Consider the following 20,747-nt stretch of genomic DNA (forward strand, 5'->3'; position numbering starts at 1 on the left):
GCCGTGCAAAACCACTTCGAACTATTCCATCTTCCGCAGCAGTTCGCCGTCGACGCGGGGGCGCTTGACAGCGCCTACCGCGACGTCCAGAGCCGCGTCCATCCCGACCGTTTCGTCAACGCCACCGACGCCGAAAAGCGCGTCGCCATGCAATGGGCCACGCGCGCCAACGAAGCCTACCAGACCCTGAAAAACCCGCAGAAGCGCGCGCAGTACCTGTGCGAGCTCAATGGCGTGGATCTGCAGACCGAGTCGAACACCGCCATGCCGGCGGCCTTCCTCATGCAGCAGATGGAATGGCGAGAGGAGCTGGACGACGCGCGCGGCGGCAAGGATATGGCATTGCTGGAGAAGCTGGACGGCCAGTTGCGCGCCGCGCGCAAAGACCAGTTGAAGGACATCGAGGCCCGCATCACGGCCGGCGACTTCCATGCCGCCGCCCAAGGCGTGCGCGCCCTGATGTTCCTTGAAAAATTCGGCGAAGAAGTCCGCTTCGCCTTTGACGCCTTAGAAATATAACACCATGGCACTACTGCAGATTTCCGAACCCGGCATGTCGACCGCGCCGCACCAGCACCGCCTGGCGGTGGGCATCGACCTGGGCACCACCAATTCGCTGGTGGCCACCGTGCGCAACAGCATTCCCGAAGTGCTGAACGACGAGGAGGGCCGCCCGCTGCTGCCTTCCGTGGTGCGCTACCTTGCGAACGGCAACGCCAATATCGGCTACAAGGCGCAAGCGGCGCAGACCACCGACCCGAAGAACACCATCGTGTCGGTCAAGCGCTTCATGGGCCGCGGCCTGAAGGACATCGCCTACGCCGAGAACCTGCCGTACGACTTCGTCGACGGCCCCGGCATGGTGCAGCTGAAAACCGTGGCCGGCGTGAAGTCGCCGGTGGAAACCTCGGCGCAGATCCTGGCCACGCTGCGCCAGCGCGCCGAGGACTCGCTGGGTGACGACCTGGTGGGAGCGGTGATCACCGTGCCGGCTTACTTCGACGACGCGCAGCGCCAGGCCACCAAGGACGCGGCGCAGCTGGCCGGCCTGAACGTGCTGCGCCTGCTGAGCGAGCCGACCGCCGCCGCCATCGCCTATGGCCTGGACAACGGTTCGGAAGGCCTGTTCGCCGTGTACGACCTGGGCGGCGGCACCTTCGACATCTCCATCCTGAAACTGAGCAAGGGCGTGTTTGAAGTCCTGTCCACCGGCGGCGACTCAGCGCTGGGCGGCGACGACTTCGACCACCGCCTGTTCTGCTGGATCCACGAGCAGGAAAAGCTGGCCCCGCTGTCCGACGAGGACACCGCCGTGCTGATGGTGAAGGCGCGCGAAGCCAAGGAGCTGCTGTCCACCAAGTCCGAAGTGACGGTGGACGCCATCCTGGGCTCGGGCGAGGAAGTGCACCTGAAAGTGACCGCCGAGACCTTCGCCGAGATCACCAAGCACTTGGTCGGCAAGACCATGAACGCCATCAAGAAAGCGCTGCGCGACGCCAATGTGGACGCGGACGACGTGGACGGCGTGGTCATGGTGGGCGGCGCCACGCGCATGCCGCATGTGCAGCGCGCCGTGAGCGAGCATTTCCACACCATCCCGCACGCCAATATCGATCCGGACAAAGTGGTGGCGCTGGGCGCCGCCATCCAGGCCAATCTGCTGGCCGGCAATCGCGCGCCGGGCGACGACTGGCTGCTGCTGGACGTGATCCCGCTGTCGCTGGGCATCGAGACCATGGGCGGCCTGGTCGAGAAGATCATCCCGCGCAACTCCACCATTCCTTGCGCCCGCGCGCAGGAGTTCACCACCTTCAAGGACGGCCAGACCGCCCTGGCCGTGCACGTGCTGCAGGGCGAGCGCGAACTGGTGACCGACTGCCGTTCGCTGGCGCGCTTCGAGCTGCGCGGCATTCCGCCGATGGCGGCCGGCGCGGCGCGCATCCGCATCACCTATCAAGTCGATGCGGACGGCCTGCTGTCCGTGTCGGCGCGCGAGCTGCGCTCCGGCGTGGAAGCGTCGATCTCGGTCAAGCCGTCCTACGGCCTGGGCGACGACGACGTGGCGCGCATGCTGCAGGACTCCTACAAGTCCGCCGACGTGGACATGAAGGCGCGCGCGCTGCGCGAAGAGCAGGTGGAAGCCGAGCGCATCCTGCTGGCCACGCAGTCCGCGCTGGACGAGGACGCGGCCCTGCTGGACGAGGCCGAGCGCGCCGAGGTGGACGCGCTGATGGCGCAGACCCGCACCGTGCTGGCGCAGTCCGCCACCGGCGAGGCCGACCACGCCGCCGTCAAGCTGGCCGTGGAAGCCCTGGCGCGCGGCACCGAAGAATTCGCATCGCGCCGCATGGACCGCAGCGTGCGCAGCGCACTGGCCGGCAAATCGCTGGACCAGCTTGTTTAATCCGAAAGAGAACCATGCCCCAAATCGTATTCCTGCCACACGCCAAGCTGTGCCCCGAAGGCGCCGTTGTTGAAGCTCCCGCCGGCAAGACGCTGTGCGACGTCATGCTGGAAAATGACATCCACATCGAGCACGCCTGCGAGAAGAGCTGCGCCTGCACCACTTGCCACGTGCTGGTGCGCGAAGGCTTCGATTCGCTGAGCGAAGCCAGCGAAACGGAAGAAGACCTGCTGGACAAGGCCTGGGGCCTGGAAGCGGTGTCGCGCCTGTCGTGCCAGGCGGTGGTGGCGGACGAAGACCTGGTGGTCGAGATTCCGAAGTACACCATCAACCACGCCAGCGAAGGCGGGCACTGAGGAGCGCAGCATGAAATGGAGCGACATTACGGCCATCGCCGAAGCGCTGTACGACAAGTTCCCCGAGATCGACCCGATCACCATCCGCTTCACCGACCTGCACAACTGGGTGGTGGACCTGGAAGGCTTCGACGACGACCACACCCGTGGCGGCGAGAAGGTACTGGAAGCGATACAGCAGGCGTGGATCGATGAAGCAGCCTAAGACCGCAGCCAAGCCAGCCAAGCCGGCCCCGCTGGGCGACACCGTCACCGCTGCCGCCAACATGCCCGAGGTCCGCGAAGGCCAGTCGGTCGCGCTGCTGCAGGAACTGCATATCCTCACGCGCGACGGCAAGCTGAACCAGGACAGCCGCCGCAAGCTGAAGCAGGTCTACCACCTGTACCAGTTCATCGAGCCGCTGCTGAAGGAAGTGCAGGCGCAGGGTCCGGGCGTGTCGCTGGTCGACCACGGCGCAGGCAAGTCCTACCTCGGCTTCATCATCTACGACCTGTTCTTCAAGCACCTGGAAGACAACTCGCACATCTACGGCATTGAAACGCGCGCCGAGCTGGTGGCGCGTTCGCAGGAGCTGGCCGCCAAGTTCGGCTTCAAGGGCATGTCCTTCCTGCCGCTGTCGGTGGCGGAATCGACCGAGTCCAAAGAACTGCCGGAGCAGATCGACATCGTCACCGCGCTGCACGCCTGTAACACCGCCACCGACGACGCCATCGCCTTCGCCCTGAAGAAGAAGGCCAAGTTCATGGTGCTGGTGCCGTGCTGCCAGGCCGAAGTGGCCACGGTGCTGAAGAAGAACAAGGCCAGGCAGCTGAAAAGCCCGCTGACCGAAATCTGGCGCCACCCCATCCACACGCGCGAATTCGGCAGCCAGGTCACCAACGTGCTGCGCTGCCTGCAGCTGGAAGCGCATGGCTACCACGTGAATGTGACCGAGCTGGTTGGGTGGGAGCACTCGATGAAGAATGAACTCATCATCGCCAGCTACAAAAACCTGCCGCGCCGCCGTCCGACGGAGCGCTTGCAGGAAGTGCTGGAGACGCTGGGACTGGAAGAAATGGGCAATCGCTTCTTTGCGGAGCAGTTAGCCAAAGCTGAATAATCGAAAAAGGGCGGGAACATGAGTGAGCAGTGGATAGACCTTCGCAGTGACACCGTAACCCGCCCCAGTCCAGCCATGCTGGACGCGATGCGCGCCGCCGACACCGGCGACGACGTCTACGGCGACGACCCCACCGTCAACCTGCTGCAGGACACCGCCGCCGAACTGTTCGGCTTTGAGGCGGCCCTGTACGCGCCCTCCGGCACCCAGTCCAACCTGATCGCGCTGCTGGCCCACTGCGGCCGCGGCGACGAATACATCGTCGGCCAGGAAGCGCACACCTACCGCTACGAAGGCGGCGGCGCGGCGGTCCTGGGCAGCATCCAGCCGCAGCCTTTGCCCAACCAGGCCGACGGCAGCATCGCCATCGCCGACGTCGAAGCCAACATCAAGCCGGACGACGTGCACTTTGCCCGTTCGCGCCTGCTGGCGCTGGAAAACACCATAGGCGGCCGCGTGCTGCCCGCCGCCTACGTGGCGCAGGCCACCGCCTACGCGCACCAGCGCGGCCTCGCCACGCACCTGGACGGCGCCCGCATCTGCAACGCCGCCGTGCAGCAGGGCGTGAGCCTGCGCGACGCGGTGCAGGGCTTCGACAGCGTGTCCGTGTGCCTGTCCAAAGGCCTGGGCGCGCCGGTGGGCTCGGTGCTGTGCGGCTCGCGCACGCTGATAGAGCAGGGCAAGCGCTGGCGCAAGATGCTGGGCGGCGGCATGCGCCAGGCCGGCGTCATCGCCGCTGCGGGCCTGTACGCGCTGCAGCACAATGTGGGCCGCCTGGCGGACGACCACGCCAACGCCGCCTTCCTCGCCGTCGAACTGGCCAAGATCCCCGGCCTGAAAGTCAGCACGCCGCAAACCAATATCTTCTACGTGGATGTGCCGCAGCAGCACACGGCAGGGCTGCAGGCAGCGCTGCAGGCTGCGCACATCCGCGTATCCATGGCGCCGCGCCTGCGCCTCGTCACCCATCTCGACGCGCCGCGCGCCGGCCTCGAACGCACCGCCGCAGTCTTTGCGGCCTACTTCAGCAAATTATGACCGAACAAGACAACACCGTCCGCCTCGCCAAGCGCGTGGCGGACATGCTTCCGTGCTCGCGCCGCGAGGCCGAGCTGTATATCGAAGGCGCTTTCGTCCGCGTGGACGGCGTGCTGGTCGAGGAGGCGGGCGCGCGCGTTGCGCCGGAACAGACCGTGGAGCTGGACAAGGACGCCACCCTGCTGGAGATCGCGCCGGCCACCATCCTGCTGAACAAGCCGGCCGGCATCAGCGCCGGCATCGACAAGGACGGCCAGCCGGTATTCAGCTGCGTCAGCGAGGCCACGCGCACCGAGGCCGCGCGCGGCGAGCGCTTCCTCAAGCGCCACCTGGTGAATTTGTCGCTGGAGTCGCCGCTGGAAACCATGGCCAGCGGCCTGGTGGTGCTGACGCAGGACTTCCGCGTCACGCGCAAGCTGTCCGAGGGACTGGAGCAGGAAATCATCGTGGAAGTGGAGGGCAGCATCGCCGACAACGGCCTGGCGCTGCTGAACCACGGCCTGCCTTACAACGGCAAGCCGCTGCCGCCGATCAAGGTCAGCTGGCAGAACGAGAAGCGCCTGCGCTTCGCGCTGAAGGCGCCCAAGCCGGGCCAGATCCAGCACATGTGCAAGCTGGTGGGCCTGAAAGTGGTGGCCATGAAGCGCATCCGCATCGGCCGCATCGCCATGTCCAGCCTGCCGGTCGGCGAGTGGCGCTACCTGACGGACTTCGAGCGCTTTTAATTTGTTGCGATCGAAGTAGCTGCATGGCAAGATGGTGTTCTTAATATTGCTGGTATGCCATGTCCAAATTCGTGATGATGCTTGGCCTGGCGCTCGCCTGCCTAGCTGCACAAGCGCAAACCCCGGCCGCCATTTTTTCGCGCGCGCCGCCTGCGATGCAAGCCTATCTTCGCGCCGCCATGGACGCGGATGCCATCAAAGACCCTTTGCAGCGCTGTCTTGCCTTTCCCGACTTGCCTGGTAATCGCTGGCCCGCCGGGCAGGCGAGGGCACAGTGTGAATATCTGTTTGGCCGTTCGGTAACGACTGCCCAAGTGGCAGTCCTGGTGGAGCGTAAGGCATACGCCGCGCTCGATGCGCTCTTTCAAGGTGACCTGGAGCGGCATTTTCCGGTCCAGGGCGAGCCCAGCGAAATCATCCACCGCGACTTCGAGATATTTGACGGCGGCGCCGAGTCAGACCGGTTGAGCGCTGCCTGGCTGGACAACGCGCCGCAAAGCGCCTTTGCCCTGGCGGCACGTGGCAGGCACTTCAGCCGAGCCGCGATCGCTGCGCGTGGCACTGCTGCGGCGGCGGAAACGTCGGACGAGAAAATGCGCCTCATGTCGGCCAACGCCTTCAAGGCGCTGCACATGCTCGGCCAGGCTGCGGCACGCGAGCCACGGCTCACCGACGCGCACGCAACGTCGCTGTTTCTCGGCATGCTGCTCAGCGAAGACAAAGTCCAGGCCGATGCGCTGCGGCAGGGGGAAGCTGTTGACCCGGCTTGCCGGCATCTGGCGGTTGCCGCGATGCGCGCCCTCAGGCCGCGTTGGGGCGGCAGCTATGAGGCTATGCAGGCTTATGCCAGGAAACTTGAACCTTATATGGCGGCGCGCCCGCTGGTGGCAGACAGCATGGCCTATCTTCCGCTCGACCTGGTTGATACGCAGTTAAGGACGGAGCAGCACGCGGAAAGGGCCACGTTCATGAAGCCAATGGCGCTGGCCTTGCCGTTTCACGAGATCTACGACTCTCTGGTGATGAATACCGCGCTCGCGAATACCGGCGATCGCTGGGAAGCGCTCACTTTCCAACTGCAGTGGATGCGATTCAGCGTCGATCCGTTCGCAAGCCGCGAGGCCGGCCGCAATCTGCTGAACCTGGGCGAGCCGGATGCTGCAGCCGTGGTGCTGACTACAGCCTATCAGCTCGACAGCAAGGACGCCGATACGCAATTGCTGCTCGGGCGAGCCTATTTGCGCCTGGAACGCTACGACGATGCCGTTCCGCAGCTCAAGGCCGCTATGACGACCGGCGCGACGCGTGAGCGCGCTTTATTGAGTCTGCTCGAGGTCATGCTCGTCACTTGGCAGCAGGACCAGGCGCGCACCTATGTGGATATGCTGAATGCCGAATATCCGGCAAACGGGGAAGCATGGCACCGGCGCGTCACCGTGCTGCTGCGCTCAGGTACCACGGAAGGCGTTGCGGACGCTTTGGAAAAGTACCTCAAGAGTCCGGAGGCGGCGCAAGCCCATAGCGCTGAGCGAAACGAGCGGGCGCGGCAGATCCTTGCTGAACTTGCGGGTGCCGCTGCGAAGTAAGGAAGCGTCGCCTGTCAGGCAGGCGGGTTCAGGTCAGCGGGCGGGCATTTGCAGGGGCGACCCGTCGGCCTGGCGCTGGCCAAGCCTTCCATCGTCATGTTGCGGCCTGCTCTTTGCCCTTTTCGGCCGGCTTGGGCAGCTGGACCAGGCGGGTGCCTGCGATGCGGTCGTGCAGGAACTGGCGGTCCTTGTTGAAGAAGGCGGTCAGCGCCCAGGCCAGGATGCCGGCGCCGATGGCGTTCAGCGCCTGCCAGCGGCTCAGGCCGAAGGCGTAGTCGACCACCAGCGCGGGCAGCACCCAGCCCCAGCTGAGCAGATAGCGCAGCGCGGCGATCTTGGGCGGCACGTGGGCATGGCCCGGCAGCACCACCTTGATGCGCCAGGTGCGCATGGCCAGCGTCTGGCCCTCGCGCACCCATTGGTGGATGAAGTAGGCGCCCAGCACCAGGAAGGCCAGCATTTGGCGCATGTGCTCGGCTACCGGCGTGTGCGATGCGCCGGAGACGATTTCAAAAATCAGGAAGGGCAGGAACAGCACCGCGAACGCCAGCAGCAATTCGTACACCATGGAAATCAGGCGGCGCTTGACGGTGGGCGCCGGCTGCTCGATCGGCATGCTATTTGACATTGGCTGGCGTGGGCTGGGTCGGAGTGGCTGGGACCGGAGCAACGGTGGCAGGGGCGGCGCCCGGAACCACATTGGCCGCGCCGGGCAGGGCGGCTGCAGGGCTGGCCGGCGTGGCGCCAGGCGCAGGGGCGGCGGCCGGTGTGCCTGGGGCCGGTACACCTGGAACCTGCGCGCCGGCTGCCGGCGGCAGTTTGGACTTCACCGGCGCTACGGTCGGCGCCTTGCTTTGGGTCGGCGTTGGCGGATTGGCAACCAGTTTCTTGGGCGCCTTGTCCGCCAGCTGTTTTTTCTTTTCTTCCGGCAGTTGCTGGTACTGCTCCCACTGGGCCGATTTCTGGCCCGGCGTGATCTTCTGCGAGCGGGCGAAATTCTCGCGCACCTGGCGGCGCTGCTCCGGCGTCAGGCGCAGCCAGTCGCGCATGCGCTCATGCACGCGCTGTTGCTCGTCCGGCTTCATCGATGCGAAACGGTTGGCGATTTCCAGCCATTTCTGCTTGCGCAGGCCGGTCAGCTTGTTCCACTCGGCCGACAGCGGCTCAAGGGCGCGCTGCTGGGCGGGCGTGAGGTCTTTCCACAGCGGTTTTTCGAGGGCGATGGGAGCCACCGCGTGCTTGCCGGGCGCCGCCGCCGGCGCGGAGGCCGGCGTGGCAGTGGCAGCGCCGCCCTGCGCGGCGGCCACGGCAGCCCAGCCGCACAGTGCCAGGCTGACCAGTTCACCCTTGTAGCGATACAGAGTAATCAGGCTGATACGCGCCATCCTTATTGCTCGCGATTCTCAAGATAGGCGTTGAAGCCGTGGTCCAGATAGGCCGACAGCGGCAGCTCGTCCGACAGCACGGCCGCGTCCAGCTCGGCCAGTTCGGCGATGCGCTGCTGTTCTTCGTACTGGTACACGCCCACCATGCCGGCCACCAGGATCAGCATGGGGACGGCCACGCGCATGCGGCCCAGCCAGCTGAACGGGCTGCTGAAGAAGCCGGCCGCGTGCGTGCCCGCGCCGGCCAGTTCGGCCTGGGTCACGCGCACCGGCACGTGCGCCTTCTTGCGCGCCATGGCGGCCTTGCGGGCGGCGGCCAGGCGGTCGGTGGTCGAAGCCGGCAGGTCGTCCAGCTTCTCGTTGAGTGCGTGCCGCACCCGATAGGCAAAGTTCAGATCGTCGGTATTCATAATTTAATTCCCTTGGCTTTGAGCGCTTCGGCGAGAGTGTGGGTTGCTCTTGAGCAATGTGTTTTCACGCTCCCTTCGGAACATCCCATCGCTTCGGCCGTCTCGGCCACGTCCAGATCATGTAGGTAACGCATAAGGAAGGCTTCCCGTTGACGCGCGGGCAGTTTTTGTACTTCGTCATCGATGGCGCTCAGCGTCTGCATGCGCTCGACCTTGTCGGCGCTGGACTCGGCGGCCTGCGAGCCTTGCTCGGCCTCGTAGGACTCCAGGATGTCGAAGTCGTCGTGCTCGTCGGCCGAGGAGCTCATGCCGGAGAACAGGCTGACCCAGGTGTTGCGCACCTTTTCGCGGCGGAAATAATCGAGGATGGTGGTCTGCAGGATGCGCTGGAACAGCATCGGCAGCTCGGCGGCCGGCTTGTCGCCGTATTTTTCGGCCAGCTTGATCATCGCGTCCTGCACGATGTCCAGCGCGCTTTCTTCCTTGCGCACCGCGTAGACGGCTTGTTTGAAGGCGCGCCGCTCGACGTTCTCGAGAAAATCCGATAATTCTTTATCTGTTGCCATGCGTCGGGGACGTACTGCCGGGGGGAGATGAACAGGCTGCATCCTAGCAAAAAACGGGCCTTTCCGCTTGTTTTTCACGTTTTGCAACAAGTAAATGCACCAGAATGGCCCCTCAATTGCAGATTGCTCGCTATTTTACTTGACCAAATTGGTGCGGCGCAGTACCGTATAGATCGCTTCGAACACCACGAAGTCCTTGGTTTTGTCCGGCAGCACACAAGGCTGTCATCGGCAACTCCCGCTTTCATTTGTCAGCAGTTTGCTCTAACCCGCGCCACAAGCGCGAGAGGTATGCACAACCGCGGCAGACACTCCGGCCAAACGAGTTGCGTTTAGCGCCACTTTGCACCGTATCTATGGCTACGGGAAGAAGTGACGTGACCGCAGAGAGAAGGGAAGCCAGGAGAACTGCCCCGCATTGCATAGCTTCGCCAGGAAAGAGCATCCGATCAATCTCCTATGGACCTTGAAAGGAATGTTTTATGAACACCGAAGCCAATGCACCCATCACGGGCGCAGAGATACTCGTCCGTTGTCTGGCCGAAGAAGGCGTTGAGCACGTCTTTGGCTACCCCGGCGGCGCAGTGCTCTACATCTACGACGCCATCTTCAAGCAGGACAAATTCCAGCACATCCTCGTTCGCCACGAGCAGGCCGCCATCCATGCCGCCGACGCGTATTCGCGTTGCTCGCAAAAGGTGGGCGTTGCGCTGGTGACTTCCGGCCCGGGCGTGACCAATGCCGTGACCGGCTTGTCCACCGCCTACATGGATTCCATCCCCATGGTTGTGATCTCGGGCCAGGTGCCCAGCCACGCCATCGGCCAGGACGCCTTCCAGGAATGCGACACCGTGGGCATCACCCGCCCTGTGGTCAAGCACAACTTCCTGGTCAAGGACGTGAAAGACCTGGCGGAAACCATTAAAAAAGCTTTCTTTATCGCCCGCACCGGCCGTCCCGGCCCCGTGCTGGTCGATATCCCCAAAGACATCAGCATGCACAAGGCCCCGTTCTCCTATCCCAAGGAGATCGAAATGCGCTCGTACAAGCCAGTGGACAAGGGCCATTCGGGCCAGATCCGCAAGGCCGTGCAACTGCTGCTGCAAGCCGAACGCCCGATGATCTACACCGGCGGCGGCGTGATCCTGGCCAATGCCGCGCCCGAGCTGAACAAGCTGGTCGACAAGCTGGGCTTCCCGGTCACCAACACGCTGATGGGCCTGGGCGCCTACCGCGCCTCCGACGACAAGTTCGTCGGCATGCCCGGCATGCACGGCACCTACGAAGCGAACATGGCGATGCAGAACTGCGACGTCCTGATCGCCATCGGCGCCCGTTTCGACGACCGCGTGATCGGCAACCCGAAACACTTCGCCACCAACCCGCGCAAGATCATCCACGTGGACATCGATCCATCGTCGATCTCCAAGCGCGTGAAAGTGGACATTCCCATCGTCGGCAACGTCAAGGACGTGCTGGTCGAGTTCCTGTCCCAGCTGGACGCGGCCGAGCAGAAGCCGAATCCCGCCGTGGGCAACTGGTGGAAGCAGATCAATGAATGGCGCGGCAAGGACTGCCTGAAATACAGCGGCTCCGACCTGGTCATCAAGCCGCAGGACGTGGTCGAGAAGCTGTGGCAGGTCACCGGCGGCGACGCCTACGTCACCTCCGACGTGGGCCAGCACCAGATGTGGGCCGCGCAGTACTACAAGTTCGACAAGCCGCGCCGCTGGATCAACTCCGGCGGCCTGGGCACCATGGGTGTCGGCCTGCCATACGCCATGGGCGTGCAGATGGCCAATCCGGACGCCACCGTCGCCTGCATCACCGGCGAAGGCTCGATCCAGATGAACATCCAGGAACTCGCGACCTGCAAACAGTACCACCTGACGCCGAAGATCATCCTGCTCAACAACCGCTTCCTGGGCATGGTCCGCCAGTGGCAGCAGATCGACTACGGTTCGCGCTACTCCGAGTCCTATATGGATTCGCTGCCGGACTTCGAGAAGCTGGCCGAGGCCTACGGCCACGTCGGCATGAAGATCGAGAAGCCGGGCGACGTCGAGAACGCGCTCAAGGACGCCTTCCGTATGAAGGACAAGCTGGTCTTTATGAATTTCATTACCGACCAGAGCGAGAATGTGTGGCCGATGGTGAAGGCGGGTAAAGGCCTCTCCGAAATGCTGCTGGGTTCGGAGGATCTGTAATGCGACATATTATTTCTGTACTGCTGGAAAACGAAGCCGGCGCCCTGTCCCGCGTAGTGGGCCTGTTCTCGGCGCGCGGCTACAACATTGAAACGCTGACCGTGGCGCCGACCGAAGACGCGACGCTGTCGCGCATGACCATCGTCACCACCGGCTCGGACGACATCATCGAACAGATCACCAAGCACCTCAATCGCCTGATTGAAGTGGTCAAGGTGGTTGACCTGACCGAAGGCCAGCACATCGAGCGCGAGCTGATGCTGATCAAGGTGAGGGCGGTAGGCAAGGAGCGCGAGGAAATGAAGCGCACCGCCGACATTTTCCGTGGCCGCATTATCGACGTCACCGAAAAGACCTACACCATTGAGCTGACGGGCGCCAAGAGCAAGCTGGACGCCTTCATCGATGCCATCGACCGCACCTCGATCCTGGAGACCGTCCGTACCGGCGGCTCGGGCATCGGACGCGGCGAGCGCATCCTCAAAGTTTAATTTTTAAAATTTACCAAATATCTCACCAAGGAATGACCATGAAAGTTTTCTACGACAAAGACGCCGACCTCTCCCTGATCAAGGGCAAAAACGTTGCCATCATCGGCTACGGCTCGCAGGGCCACGCGCACGCGCAAAACCTGACCGACTCCGGCGTGAACGTCACCGTCGGCCTGCGCAAAGGCGGCGCCTCCTGGCAGAAAGTGGAAGCAGCCGGCATCAAAGTGGCTGAAGTGAACGACGCCGTCAAAGCGGCCGACGTCATCATGATCCTGCTGCCGGACGAGAACATCGCCCAGGTCTACAACGAAAACGTGGCCCCGCACGCCAAGCAGGGCGCAGTGCTGGCCTTCGCGCACGGCTTCAACGTGCACTACGGCCAAGTCGTGCCACGCGCCGACCTGGACGTGATCATGGTTGCGCCCAAGGCCCCAGGCCACACCGTGCGCGGCACCTACCGCCAGGGTGGCGGCGTACCGCACCTGATCGCCGTGTACCAGGACAAGTCCGGCAACGCCCGCGACATCGCCCTGTCCTACGCTTCGGCCAACGGCGGCGGCAAGGCCGGCATCATCGAAACCAACTTCCGTGAAGAAACCGAGACCGACCTGTTCGGCGAACAAGCGGTCCTGTGCGGCGGCGCGGTCGAGCTGATCAAGGCCGGCTTCGAAACCCTGACCGAAGCGGGCTACGCTCCGGAAATGGCTTACTTCGAGTGCCTGCACGAGCTGAAACTGATCGTCGACCTGATCTACGAAGGCGGCATCGCCAACATGAACTACTCGATCTCGAACAACGCCGAATACGGCGAGTACGTGACCGGGCCGAAAGTCGTGACCTCGGCCACCAAGGAAGCGATGCGCCAGTGCCTGAAGGACATCCAGACCGGCGAATACGCGAAGAGCTTCATCCTGGAAAACAAGGCCGGCGCACCGACCCTGATTTCCCGCCGCCGCCTGACCGCCGAGCACCCGATCGAAGAAGTCGGCGCCAAGCTGCGCGCCATGATGCCTTGGATCGCGAAAAACAAGCTGGTCGACCAGTCGAAGAACTAATGCGGCGCGGGCGATCGCCCGTCCTGCATCGAGCCCGCCCGCGCAAGCCGGCGGGCTTTTTTATTCAGGACTCCGCATACTCGATCACGATGGCCGCCTCATCCTCCAGGCTCTTGTCCTGCAGCGGCAGGACAAACGCATAACCGTTGCGCACGACCTTCAGCGGCAAGCGCTTGCCGCCGTGCTCCAGCGTGGCGCCGCTCACCTTGCGCCCCGGCTCGTAAAACAGCGTGCTCATCTTGCTGGCGCAAGGGCTGCCCACGGCCTGCATCAGCTTGCGCCGGAAAAAGCCCATATCCTCCTGCTCGATAACCCACCACACCTCGCACTCCAGCCGCAGGTCGCCCAGGCGGCGCACCGTGTCCGGCTCGCCTGCCGGGCGGATGTCCGGAGTCCAGCGCACGCTGCCTTTTTTGGCGTTGACGATCAGTTCGGCGTCGCCGCTCAGCTCCGGCAGCAGGGGGAGGGCGAAGGTGCCGTTGGCCTCCACCGGCACGCCGACCGAGGTGTCATCGTTGGCGATGCGCAAGGTGAAGGGTTTGGCGTGCGCGCCGTCCGGCGCCAGCAGGCGGAAACGCAGCGTGGTGTTGGGCGCCCTGGCCTTCATGCGTTCGTAGATGTCCACCCCAGCCAGCATGGTCTTGTAGGACTTCAGCACCGGATTGCGCAAATTGGCCACTTCCACCGCCGGAGCGGCGGTATCGCTGTTGGCATCGGTTTGCTGGGCGCTCGCGGCGCAGCAGGCAAATAGCAGCAGGGGGACTAAATGTTTCATGTATTATCAAAAAGACAACAATTCACCATATTCGCAAACAATGTTCCTTTTGGCAAGTTTTCCGCGCCATGTTTGTGATGGCTGGCACATTCTCAAATTAATAATTATGACAATCTTATAACTCCAAGCTGTTTCGATTACTCAACCTTACAGGCGCCACTATGCCCCTCTCACCGACCGATATCGCAAAGCTCTTCGTCGCCTACAGCAACCGCGTGCCGGAAGCGCTGACCATCACCCTCGTCGCCAGCCAGAGCAGCGCGGAGGTGGCGGCGACGCTCGCCGCTTCGCCTGAGTTCAAGGTTGCGCATGCGGACGAAAGCAATGCCGCCATGGTGCGCTTCTTCTATCACCAGCTGTTCGGCCATGCCGCCGACGCCGCCGGGGCGAATTACTGGACCGCGCTGCTGGACAGCGGCGCGATCAGCCGCGGCGCATTGCCGCTCTATCTGGCGCTCGGCGCGCAAGGCAGCGACAAGACGGCGCTGGAGAGCAAAGCGGCGGCGGCCTTGGCGTTCAGCGCAGAAATGGACACCGGGCCGGAACTGGCCGCCTACCAGGGCAGCAATGTTGCCCTCGTGGGCGCCTACCTGGATCGCGTCACCGACGCCGCTTCGCTGGCTGCCTTCAAGGCCGAGCTGCCCTTCCTGGCTTCCACGCTCAAGGACTGGGGCTATACCGCCTACACCGGCCAGGTGCAAGCGACCGGCTATGTGCAGGGCGCCACCGTCTTTAACGACGCCAACGGCAACGGCCAGTTCGACCAGGGCGAATGGAATGCCGTCACGGACAGCCAAGGCCGCTACATCCTGACGGCGTCCAATGCCGGCATCGTGCCGCCCGGCCAGATTCCCGTGTCGCTGCTGGTCACCGGCGGCACCGACGCCACCACCGGCCTGGCGCAGCACGGCAGCTATGCCGCCACCACCCAAAGCAAGGCCGTCAACGCGCTGTCCTCGCTGCACCTGCAGCTGCAGCTGCAGGGCGCGAGCGCGGCCCAGGCCAGCGCCCGCCTGGCTGAAGCGTTCGGCCTGGGCGCCACCGACGTGAGCAAGACCAGCCCGCTATCCGCCGCCATCGACAGCGATCCGGGAGCACCCGCCTCCGTGCCGGCAGCGCTGCACCTGCAAGTGGTGGCTGCCAGCCTGGACGGCCTGCAACTGGCGGTGGCCCGCACGCTGGTCAGCCTGGCTGGCGGATCCGGCCAGCTCAGCGAAGCGCAAGCCTTCAAGGCGGTTGCCGGCGCGCTGGCAGGCACCCTCGCGCACGCCAGCGGCGCCACCGACCTGAGCAGCGCCAGCTTCATCAGCGCGCTGCTCGCCAGCAGCGTCGCCCAGGCCGGCAATGCCAGCCTGACGGCGGCTGCCGCAAAACTGAGCGCCCTGGCGACGCAGGCTTTCGGCCAGGTGCTGGAAGCGGGCCTGGCCAATATCGAGCAAACCAATACCGCCGGCGGCGGCATTTACGGCGCGCTGGCCCACATCGGCCAGGCCTCGGTGGTGCTGCAGGCGTCGCTGGTCGACAAGCTGGCCGCCGCCATGGCCAGCGGGCATCCGGAAACGCTGCTGACGTCCTACCTGGGCTCCGCGCTCGGTGTGAGCACGCCGGCCGCGCACATCGGCGATATCGACACCGGCAGCCTGAACGACGCGGCCGCCATCGCGCGCGCCAACAGCGGCGCGGGCGTACCCGCCATCAGCGCAATAGAAGTCGGCAAGCTGTACGCGGCCCTCCTGCACCGTCCGGCGGAACCGGCGGGGCAGGGCTATTGGCAGGCCCAGAGCAGCGTGCATGTGCTGGAGACGGCGCTGGTGCAGTCGGCCGAATTCCAGCAGCAGTTCGGCGGGAAGGCAACTGACGTGGCCGTCAACCAGATGTATCTGAACATGTTCGGCCACGCCGCCGACAGCGCCGGCTTGCAGTATTGGACCGGATTGATCACCAAGGGCTACCTGACCCTGGGCGGCACCGCCATCGCGCTGACGCAGGCGGCGCAGGGCAGCGACGCGCTGGCGCTGCAAGCCAAGGCCGTGGCGGCGGCGGAATTCACCGCCGGCCTGACGGTGCTGCAAACGGAAGCGGCCTACACCGGGCAGAACCTGGCGGCCGCCTCGGCCTGGCTGGCCGGCATCCAGGACGACGCCACGCTGTCCAGCGCCATTGCCGCGCTGCCAGCCCTGCTCAAGAGCCTGAACGAGAACCCAGGCCCGTTCCCGCCCGTTGCGCAATTCGCCGCGCTGGTCGGCGTCGCCGAACCCGAGGCCTTCTTCCTCTAATCCTCCTCAGGCACCCGCAGCCCGCCCGCGCAAGCCGGCGGGCTATTCGCAATGGATATTTATCTCGCGCTGTTCGGCCTTACTGCCCTTGCGATAGCTTATCTTGCACATCTGCGTTTCGTCGCTGATGCGTTTCGAGAGTGTCATTTCGCTATGGGCGCCGTAAGAGCAGAGCAGCCATTTTCCATTGGGAAAGGGGCCATCCAGAGTGTATGTGTAAGTCCACTGATCCTTATTTTTTTTTACGGAATCTTCAATCAGATGGCCTAGTTGCTCTGGAGGCCCGCTCATTGGCTCTGCCGCATGCAGGTAGAGAGGCAGTTCCGCAAAGAACCGCCAGCCAGGTGGTGCGTTTGCCAACTGGAATGATGTGGCAGGGAGCTCCTTTGGGCATTCGAGCGCTTGCGCACTCATTGCTTTGCCTGGAATTAGTACTCCCAGAGTCAGAGTTAGGATAGCCGGCAATGGAAATACTTTTGAGGTGAGAGGGCGCATGAATAGCTATTCGATGATGGAGTAGGCGTCGGCATTATTGCTGGGGCGGATGAAGCGTCCTTTTTTGTCTTTGCCCAAGCGCGGAATAAAGCGCGACGATACCTTGCCGCCAGGTTTCGTCTTCCATTGGTCCATGATGTAGATCCCGCCGACACCGTCCTTCAGATAGAACGCGGCATGGTTGCCAGTACTGCGGTTGGGATATTTCGCATCGATGAAGGTTGCGATTGCTGTGCCTTTCTTAATTGCAGCGTTGCCAACGACATCATCTCCTTTACGCCACGCCAGTGTCGATGGCGCTCCTGCATAGACTTGCACGAGAGCAACGCACTGATGGGAGCCGACCATGTCGGTTTTTTGCAGATCATCGACTTTGGAATAGGTATATGGCATGACTTTCCTTTCTTGCTCTAAAGAAATGGTTGGAAGGTCATTAGACTTTACCGTTGCAGCGGTCAGGGCGATTTGTCTCAGCGCAAACCTTTCGCTGTCAGGCCTGCATGGCGCACGGCTTGCATTTTGAACGTGCAGTTTTTTGTGTCTCATGCTATTCTGCAACTCAGCAATAAGTAATAAAGCAGCGCCCCTCCGAGCCCTACTCCCGCTCAGTTTTACCCGATTTCTCGTGCCGCCGCCGGCACGTGCCAGTGCCCAGTCCCGCATTGACTACCCCGCCGCTGCCTTGCTGCGCGCGCCGTATCGACCCTGACCGGACCAGCCATGACTATTTCTTGCCAAACCGAAGCAGCCCGTCTCGACGCCCTGTATAAACTGCAATTGCTCGACACCCGCCCGAGCAAAGCCTTTGACCGCATCACGCGCCTGGCTGCGCGCATATTCGGTCTGGAGATCGCGGCCATTTCCCTCACCGACAGCGACCGGCAGTGGTTCAAGTCCCGCCTGGGCCTGGAGCAGAACTCCATTCCGCGCCTGAAAGCGCCTTGCGCCGAAGTGGTGGACACCGGCGGCGCGCTGGTCATTGCCGATCTGCTGGAAGACCACTATTTCCGCCACGGCGCGCTGGCCGCCAGCGGCGTGCGCTACTACGCCGGCGCGCCGCTGATCACGGCCGACGGCCATTGCCTGGGCGCCCTGTGCGTGATGGGCTACGAGCGGCGCCACACCACGCCCGAGGAGGTCGCCTGCCTGTCTGACCTGGCGGAGATGGTGATGGCGCAGATCGAGCTGCGGCATACGGCAGGGCGGGTGGACCCGCTCAGCGGCCTGCCCAACCGCAGCCAGTTCATCGAGGACTTCCAGGACATGAAGAACGACTGCCCGCCGGACGAGCTGCGCCTGGCGGTGGTGGTCAACCTGGCCACGCCCGAGCAGCTGGGCAGCGCGGCGCGGGTGCGCAGCTCGTCCTACCTGGATGAACTGGTGACCGAGGCCAGCCAATGGATACGCTCCCAGCTCGGTCCGGGCCGCCAGGTCTACCATGTGGGCGACGCCCAGTTCGCGCTGTTCGCCCCGCCTTGCACCACGCTGGAGGAATACCTGCCGGTGCTGAAGGAAAAGCTGGCCCGGGCGTCCAGCCTGGCCAAGTCGCGCCATATCGCCACGCCGACCATAGGCGTCGCGCCCTTCGTGCTGGGCGGGGCCGACTGCCTGGACGTGCTGCGCACCGCGCAGAGCGCGGCCCACGGCGCCATTTTCCAGTCCAGCCGTATTGCCATCTATTCGCGTAGCGACGACGACGCTTGCCAGCGCCGCTTCCGCCTGCTCAACGAGTTTGGCGGCGCGCTGGAAAGCAGCAGCCAGCTGCGCCTGGTGTTCCAGCCGCGCGTGGACATGGAAAGCGGTGCCTGCGTGGGCGCCGAGGCGCTGCTGCGCTGGACGCATCCCGAACTGGGCAATGTGTCGCCCGGCGAGTTCATTCCCGTGATTGAGCGTTCCGGACTGGCGCAGGCCACCACGGCCTGGGTGCTGAACGCGGCGCTGCGCCAGCAGCGCGCCTGGCGCAACGCCGGCATGCAGCTGCAGCTGGCGGTCAATGTGTCGGCCGCCAATCTGCTGGAGCCGGACTTCGTGGCCCAGGTTGAGCACTACCTGAATATGTATGACTTGCCCCCGTCCTGCCTGGAGCTGGAGATTACCGAGAGCGCCATCATGGAACACCCGGAGCGCGCCCATGCCACGCTGCAAGCCATCGCCGCCATCGGCGTGCGCCTGGCCATCGACGACTTTGGCACCGGCTACAGCAGCCTGTCCTATTTGCAGAGCATGCCGGCCGACGTGGTCAAGATCGACCAGTCCTTCATCATCGGCCTGGAGGACGACGTGCGCAAGCAGTCGCTGGTGAGCACCATGATTTCGCTGACGCAGGACCTGGGCCACCGCGTGGTGGCCGAAGGCGTGGAATGCGGCGAAGTGCAGACCTTTCTGAAACTGGCCGGCTGCGACGAGGCGCAAGGCTATCTGTTTGCGCGTCCGCTAGAGCCGGCCGGCTTCCTGGCCTGGTGCGGCGGCGGCGCTGCGGAAGCGCAGGCGGGCCGCCGCCTGCTGCGCGCGCTGGCCTGAGGCCGGCGCGGGGCAGGGCTTAGCCGAACAGCTTGCCCTTGAGCAGGCTGAGGCCCTGCGCCACCATATCGTCCTGCGGCACGGCGCCGTGCGGCGTCAGCTGGTCGATAATTTGCGGCAGCAGCTGGGCCAGGCCGGTGCTGGCGTGCTCAGGCTCCAGGCCGGCCTGCTGCGCGATCTGCGCCAGCTGGTCGCTGCCCAGCGCGTCCGCAATCTGGTTGCCGGACACCGCCTGGTTCTCGCCGGTGCCCACCCAGGACGCCACCTGGTCGCCCAGGCCGCTTGCCTGCAATTTCTGCAGCAGCCCCTGCAGACCGCCAGCCTGGTTGACCAGGCCGATCACCGTGTTGACCAGGTCGCCTTGCGGCACCGGGTCCTGTTTCTGCGAGCCCAGCGAACCGAGCACTTGTCCTGCAAGCTGATCGAGCAATCCCATGACGTACTCCCAGTGGTGGTGGTGATCTTGTCGATACTATCACGGTCCGCGTGGCTTCCCCTGTTACAAACGCTCACTTAGTTGTGCCTGTGGCATCGCGAAATTCGGTTAAAGTTGCTTCACGATTTAACCAAGGAGCAACAGAATGACCGCCAAGAAAACCGCTGCCAAGACCCTTATCGCCGCCGCCATGCTGATCCTGGGCGCGCAAGCGCAAGCCCAGCAAACCCCGACCAGCGGCACCCTGGTCATCGTGCCGGCCCAGGGCGAAGTACGCGCCAATAACGACCAGGCCGTGGCCACGCTGGCCATCGAGGAGCAGGACAAGGACAAGGCCGCCGCCGCCTCGCGCGTGAACCAGAAGATGAAGCAGGGCCTGGACATCGTGAAGAAGGAAGACCCGCAGGCCAGCCTGAAAACCCAGGGCTACTACACCTACCCGGTGTACCCGGACGAGCGCCCGCTGCCGGCCGGCGCCACGCCCAAGCCGCGCGTGCCCACCGCCTGGCGCGTGGGCCAGTACCTGCAAGTGACCACCACCAGCCTGGACAAGCTGCCGAAAACCGTGGCCGCCGCGCAGAAAGTGCTGACCCTGAACAATCTGAGCTTCGGCCTGTCGCCCGCCGCCACCAAGAAGCTGGACGAGCAGCGCATCGCCGCCACCTACCAGAACCTGAACGAGCGCATCGCCTCCATCGCCGCCGCCATGGGCCGCAAGGTCAGCGACGCCACGCTGGACACGGTGGACTTCGAAGGCTCCGGCGCCTACGCCCGCGAAGCCATGGCCGCGCCGGCGCCCATGATGATGATGCGCGCCAAGGCCATGGACAGCGCCGAAGTGTCCGAACCGAGCTTCGAACCCGGCGAGACCACGCTGGAAATGCGCGTCGTGGGCAAAGTGAAGTTCAAATAAGCATTCAAT

22 protein-coding genes are annotated in these 20,747 nt (G+C 64.1%); 14 read left to right on the forward strand and 8 right to left on the reverse strand.

Features of this window, described 5'->3' with window-relative positions:
- The first annotated feature begins 3 nt into the window (after positions 1 to 3).
- The 8 genes from hscB to KT882_RS10800 are packed head-to-tail and all read left to right on the forward strand — an operon-like array spanning position 4 to position 7,209.
- Positions 4 to 519 (forward strand): Fe-S protein assembly co-chaperone HscB, encoded by a 516-nt coding sequence (gene hscB / locus KT882_RS10765; protein WP_161071991.1) that lies wholly within the window; start codon positions 4 to 6, stop codon positions 517 to 519.
- Positions 520 to 523: 4 nt separating this feature from the next.
- Positions 524 to 2,404, forward strand: coding sequence for a Fe-S protein assembly chaperone HscA (gene hscA, locus KT882_RS10770; RefSeq protein ID WP_161071990.1), 1,881 nt, complete (start codon positions 524 to 526; stop codon positions 2,402 to 2,404).
- A gap of 14 nt (positions 2,405 to 2,418) precedes the next feature.
- Positions 2,419 to 2,760 (forward strand): ISC system 2Fe-2S type ferredoxin, encoded by a 342-nt coding sequence (fdx, locus tag KT882_RS10775; protein ID WP_228895698.1) that lies wholly within the window; start codon positions 2,419 to 2,421, stop codon positions 2,758 to 2,760.
- Positions 2,761 to 2,770: 10 nt separating this feature from the next.
- Positions 2,771 to 2,965: a Fe-S cluster assembly protein IscX gene (iscX, locus tag KT882_RS10780; RefSeq protein ID WP_228895700.1), complete on the forward strand. Its 195-nt coding sequence runs from the start codon at positions 2,771 to 2,773 to the stop codon at positions 2,963 to 2,965.
- Entirely contained in the window at positions 2,952 to 3,860 is a 909-nt protein-coding gene (locus KT882_RS10785; protein ID WP_161071988.1) for a class I SAM-dependent methyltransferase, read from the forward strand. The genes iscX and KT882_RS10785 overlap by 14 nt, the downstream gene beginning before the upstream one ends.
- Before the next feature lie 18 nt (positions 3,861 to 3,878).
- Positions 3,879 to 4,898 (forward strand): low-specificity L-threonine aldolase, encoded by a 1,020-nt coding sequence (gene ltaE, locus KT882_RS10790; protein WP_228895702.1) that lies wholly within the window; start codon positions 3,879 to 3,881, stop codon positions 4,896 to 4,898.
- Complete coding sequence (locus tag KT882_RS10795) at positions 4,895 to 5,623, forward strand: rRNA pseudouridine synthase (protein WP_228895704.1); 729 nt, start codon at positions 4,895 to 4,897, stop codon at positions 5,621 to 5,623. Before ltaE ends, KT882_RS10795 begins: the two co-directional genes overlap by 4 nt.
- 59 nt (positions 5,624 to 5,682) lie before the next feature.
- Complete coding sequence (locus KT882_RS10800; RefSeq protein WP_228895705.1) at positions 5,683 to 7,209, forward strand: tetratricopeptide repeat protein; 1,527 nt, start codon at positions 5,683 to 5,685, stop codon at positions 7,207 to 7,209.
- A 94-nt stretch (positions 7,210 to 7,303) separates the two neighbouring features.
- Here the strand turns inward: KT882_RS10800 and KT882_RS10805 are convergent, their stop codons facing one another.
- Genes KT882_RS10805 through KT882_RS10820 form a run of 4 tightly spaced genes read right to left on the reverse strand, consistent with a single transcriptional unit; the run spans position 7,304 to position 9,570 of the window.
- Entirely contained in the window at positions 7,304 to 7,825 is a 522-nt protein-coding gene (locus KT882_RS10805; RefSeq protein WP_228895707.1) for an RDD family protein, read from the reverse strand.
- A 1-nt stretch (position 7,826) separates the two neighbouring features.
- Positions 7,827 to 8,594 (reverse strand): DUF3106 domain-containing protein, encoded by a 768-nt coding sequence (locus KT882_RS10810; RefSeq protein ID WP_228895709.1) that lies wholly within the window; start codon positions 8,592 to 8,594, stop codon positions 7,827 to 7,829.
- Between the two features lie 2 nt (positions 8,595 to 8,596).
- The gene (locus tag KT882_RS10815) at positions 8,597 to 9,004 is read right to left on the reverse strand and encodes a DUF3619 family protein (RefSeq protein WP_161071982.1); all 408 of its coding nucleotides are present in this window, start codon (positions 9,002 to 9,004) and stop codon (positions 8,597 to 8,599) included.
- Complete coding sequence (locus KT882_RS10820) at positions 9,001 to 9,570, reverse strand: RNA polymerase sigma factor (protein WP_161071981.1); 570 nt, start codon at positions 9,568 to 9,570, stop codon at positions 9,001 to 9,003. The genes KT882_RS10815 and KT882_RS10820 overlap by 4 nt, the downstream gene beginning before the upstream one ends.
- A gap of 482 nt (positions 9,571 to 10,052) precedes the next feature.
- Here KT882_RS10820 and KT882_RS10825 point away from each other — a divergent pair, with 482 nt between their 5' ends.
- Genes KT882_RS10825 through ilvC form a run of 3 tightly spaced genes read left to right on the forward strand, consistent with a single transcriptional unit; the run spans position 10,053 to position 13,323 of the window.
- Entirely contained in the window at positions 10,053 to 11,777 is a 1,725-nt protein-coding gene (locus KT882_RS10825; protein ID WP_161071980.1) for an acetolactate synthase 3 catalytic subunit, read from the forward strand.
- Positions 11,777 to 12,268: an acetolactate synthase small subunit gene (ilvN, locus tag KT882_RS10830; protein ID WP_055935546.1), complete on the forward strand. Its 492-nt coding sequence runs from the start codon at positions 11,777 to 11,779 to the stop codon at positions 12,266 to 12,268. The genes KT882_RS10825 and ilvN overlap by 1 nt, the downstream gene beginning before the upstream one ends.
- 38 nt (positions 12,269 to 12,306) lie before the next feature.
- Positions 12,307 to 13,323, forward strand: a complete 1,017-nt coding sequence (ilvC, locus tag KT882_RS10835; protein ID WP_161071979.1) for a ketol-acid reductoisomerase — start codon at positions 12,307 to 12,309, stop codon at positions 13,321 to 13,323.
- 64 nt (positions 13,324 to 13,387) lie between these two features.
- Here ilvC and KT882_RS10840 read toward each other — a convergent pair whose 3' ends face one another.
- A complete protein-coding gene (locus tag KT882_RS10840) occupies positions 13,388 to 14,098 on the reverse strand; it encodes a hypothetical protein (RefSeq protein ID WP_228895711.1) in 711 nt (236 codons plus the stop codon).
- Between the two features lie 161 nt (positions 14,099 to 14,259).
- Between KT882_RS10840 and KT882_RS10845 the strand changes: the two genes are divergently transcribed.
- Positions 14,260 to 16,374: a DUF4214 domain-containing protein gene (locus KT882_RS10845; protein WP_228895713.1), complete on the forward strand. Its 2,115-nt coding sequence runs from the start codon at positions 14,260 to 14,262 to the stop codon at positions 16,372 to 16,374.
- A 42-nt stretch (positions 16,375 to 16,416) separates the two neighbouring features.
- Here KT882_RS10845 and KT882_RS10850 read toward each other — a convergent pair whose 3' ends face one another.
- Together KT882_RS10850 and KT882_RS10855 are read right to left on the reverse strand one after the other, a co-directional pair.
- A complete protein-coding gene (locus KT882_RS10850) occupies positions 16,417 to 16,869 on the reverse strand; it encodes an STY0301 family protein (RefSeq protein WP_308807706.1) in 453 nt (150 codons plus the stop codon).
- 6 nt (positions 16,870 to 16,875) lie between these two features.
- On the reverse strand, positions 16,876 to 17,415 hold the full coding sequence (locus KT882_RS10855; RefSeq protein WP_228895715.1) for a BPSL0067 family protein: 540 nt from the start codon (positions 17,413 to 17,415) through the stop codon (positions 16,876 to 16,878).
- A gap of 174 nt (positions 17,416 to 17,589) precedes the next feature.
- Between KT882_RS10855 and KT882_RS10860 the strand changes: the two genes are divergently transcribed.
- Positions 17,590 to 19,389, forward strand: a complete 1,800-nt coding sequence (locus tag KT882_RS10860; RefSeq protein WP_228895716.1) for a putative bifunctional diguanylate cyclase/phosphodiesterase — start codon at positions 17,590 to 17,592, stop codon at positions 19,387 to 19,389.
- A gap of 19 nt (positions 19,390 to 19,408) precedes the next feature.
- On the opposite strand, the gene KT882_RS10865 is transcribed toward KT882_RS10860, so the two are convergent.
- Positions 19,409 to 19,825: a YidB family protein gene (locus KT882_RS10865; protein WP_228895718.1), complete on the reverse strand. Its 417-nt coding sequence runs from the start codon at positions 19,823 to 19,825 to the stop codon at positions 19,409 to 19,411.
- Positions 19,826 to 19,970: 145 nt separating this feature from the next.
- Between KT882_RS10865 and KT882_RS10870 the strand changes: the two genes are divergently transcribed.
- Positions 19,971 to 20,738 carry an SIMPL domain-containing protein gene (locus KT882_RS10870; protein ID WP_161071973.1) on the forward strand — a complete coding sequence of 256 codons (768 nt, stop codon included), beginning with the start codon at positions 19,971 to 19,973 and terminating at the stop codon, positions 20,736 to 20,738.
- Positions 20,739 to 20,747: the final 9 nt, after the last annotated feature.

Origin of the sequence: Pseudoduganella aquatica (genome assembly GCF_020865585.1) — a bacterium.
Classification (GTDB): domain Bacteria; phylum Pseudomonadota; class Gammaproteobacteria; order Burkholderiales; family Burkholderiaceae_D; genus Rugamonas; species Rugamonas aquatica_A.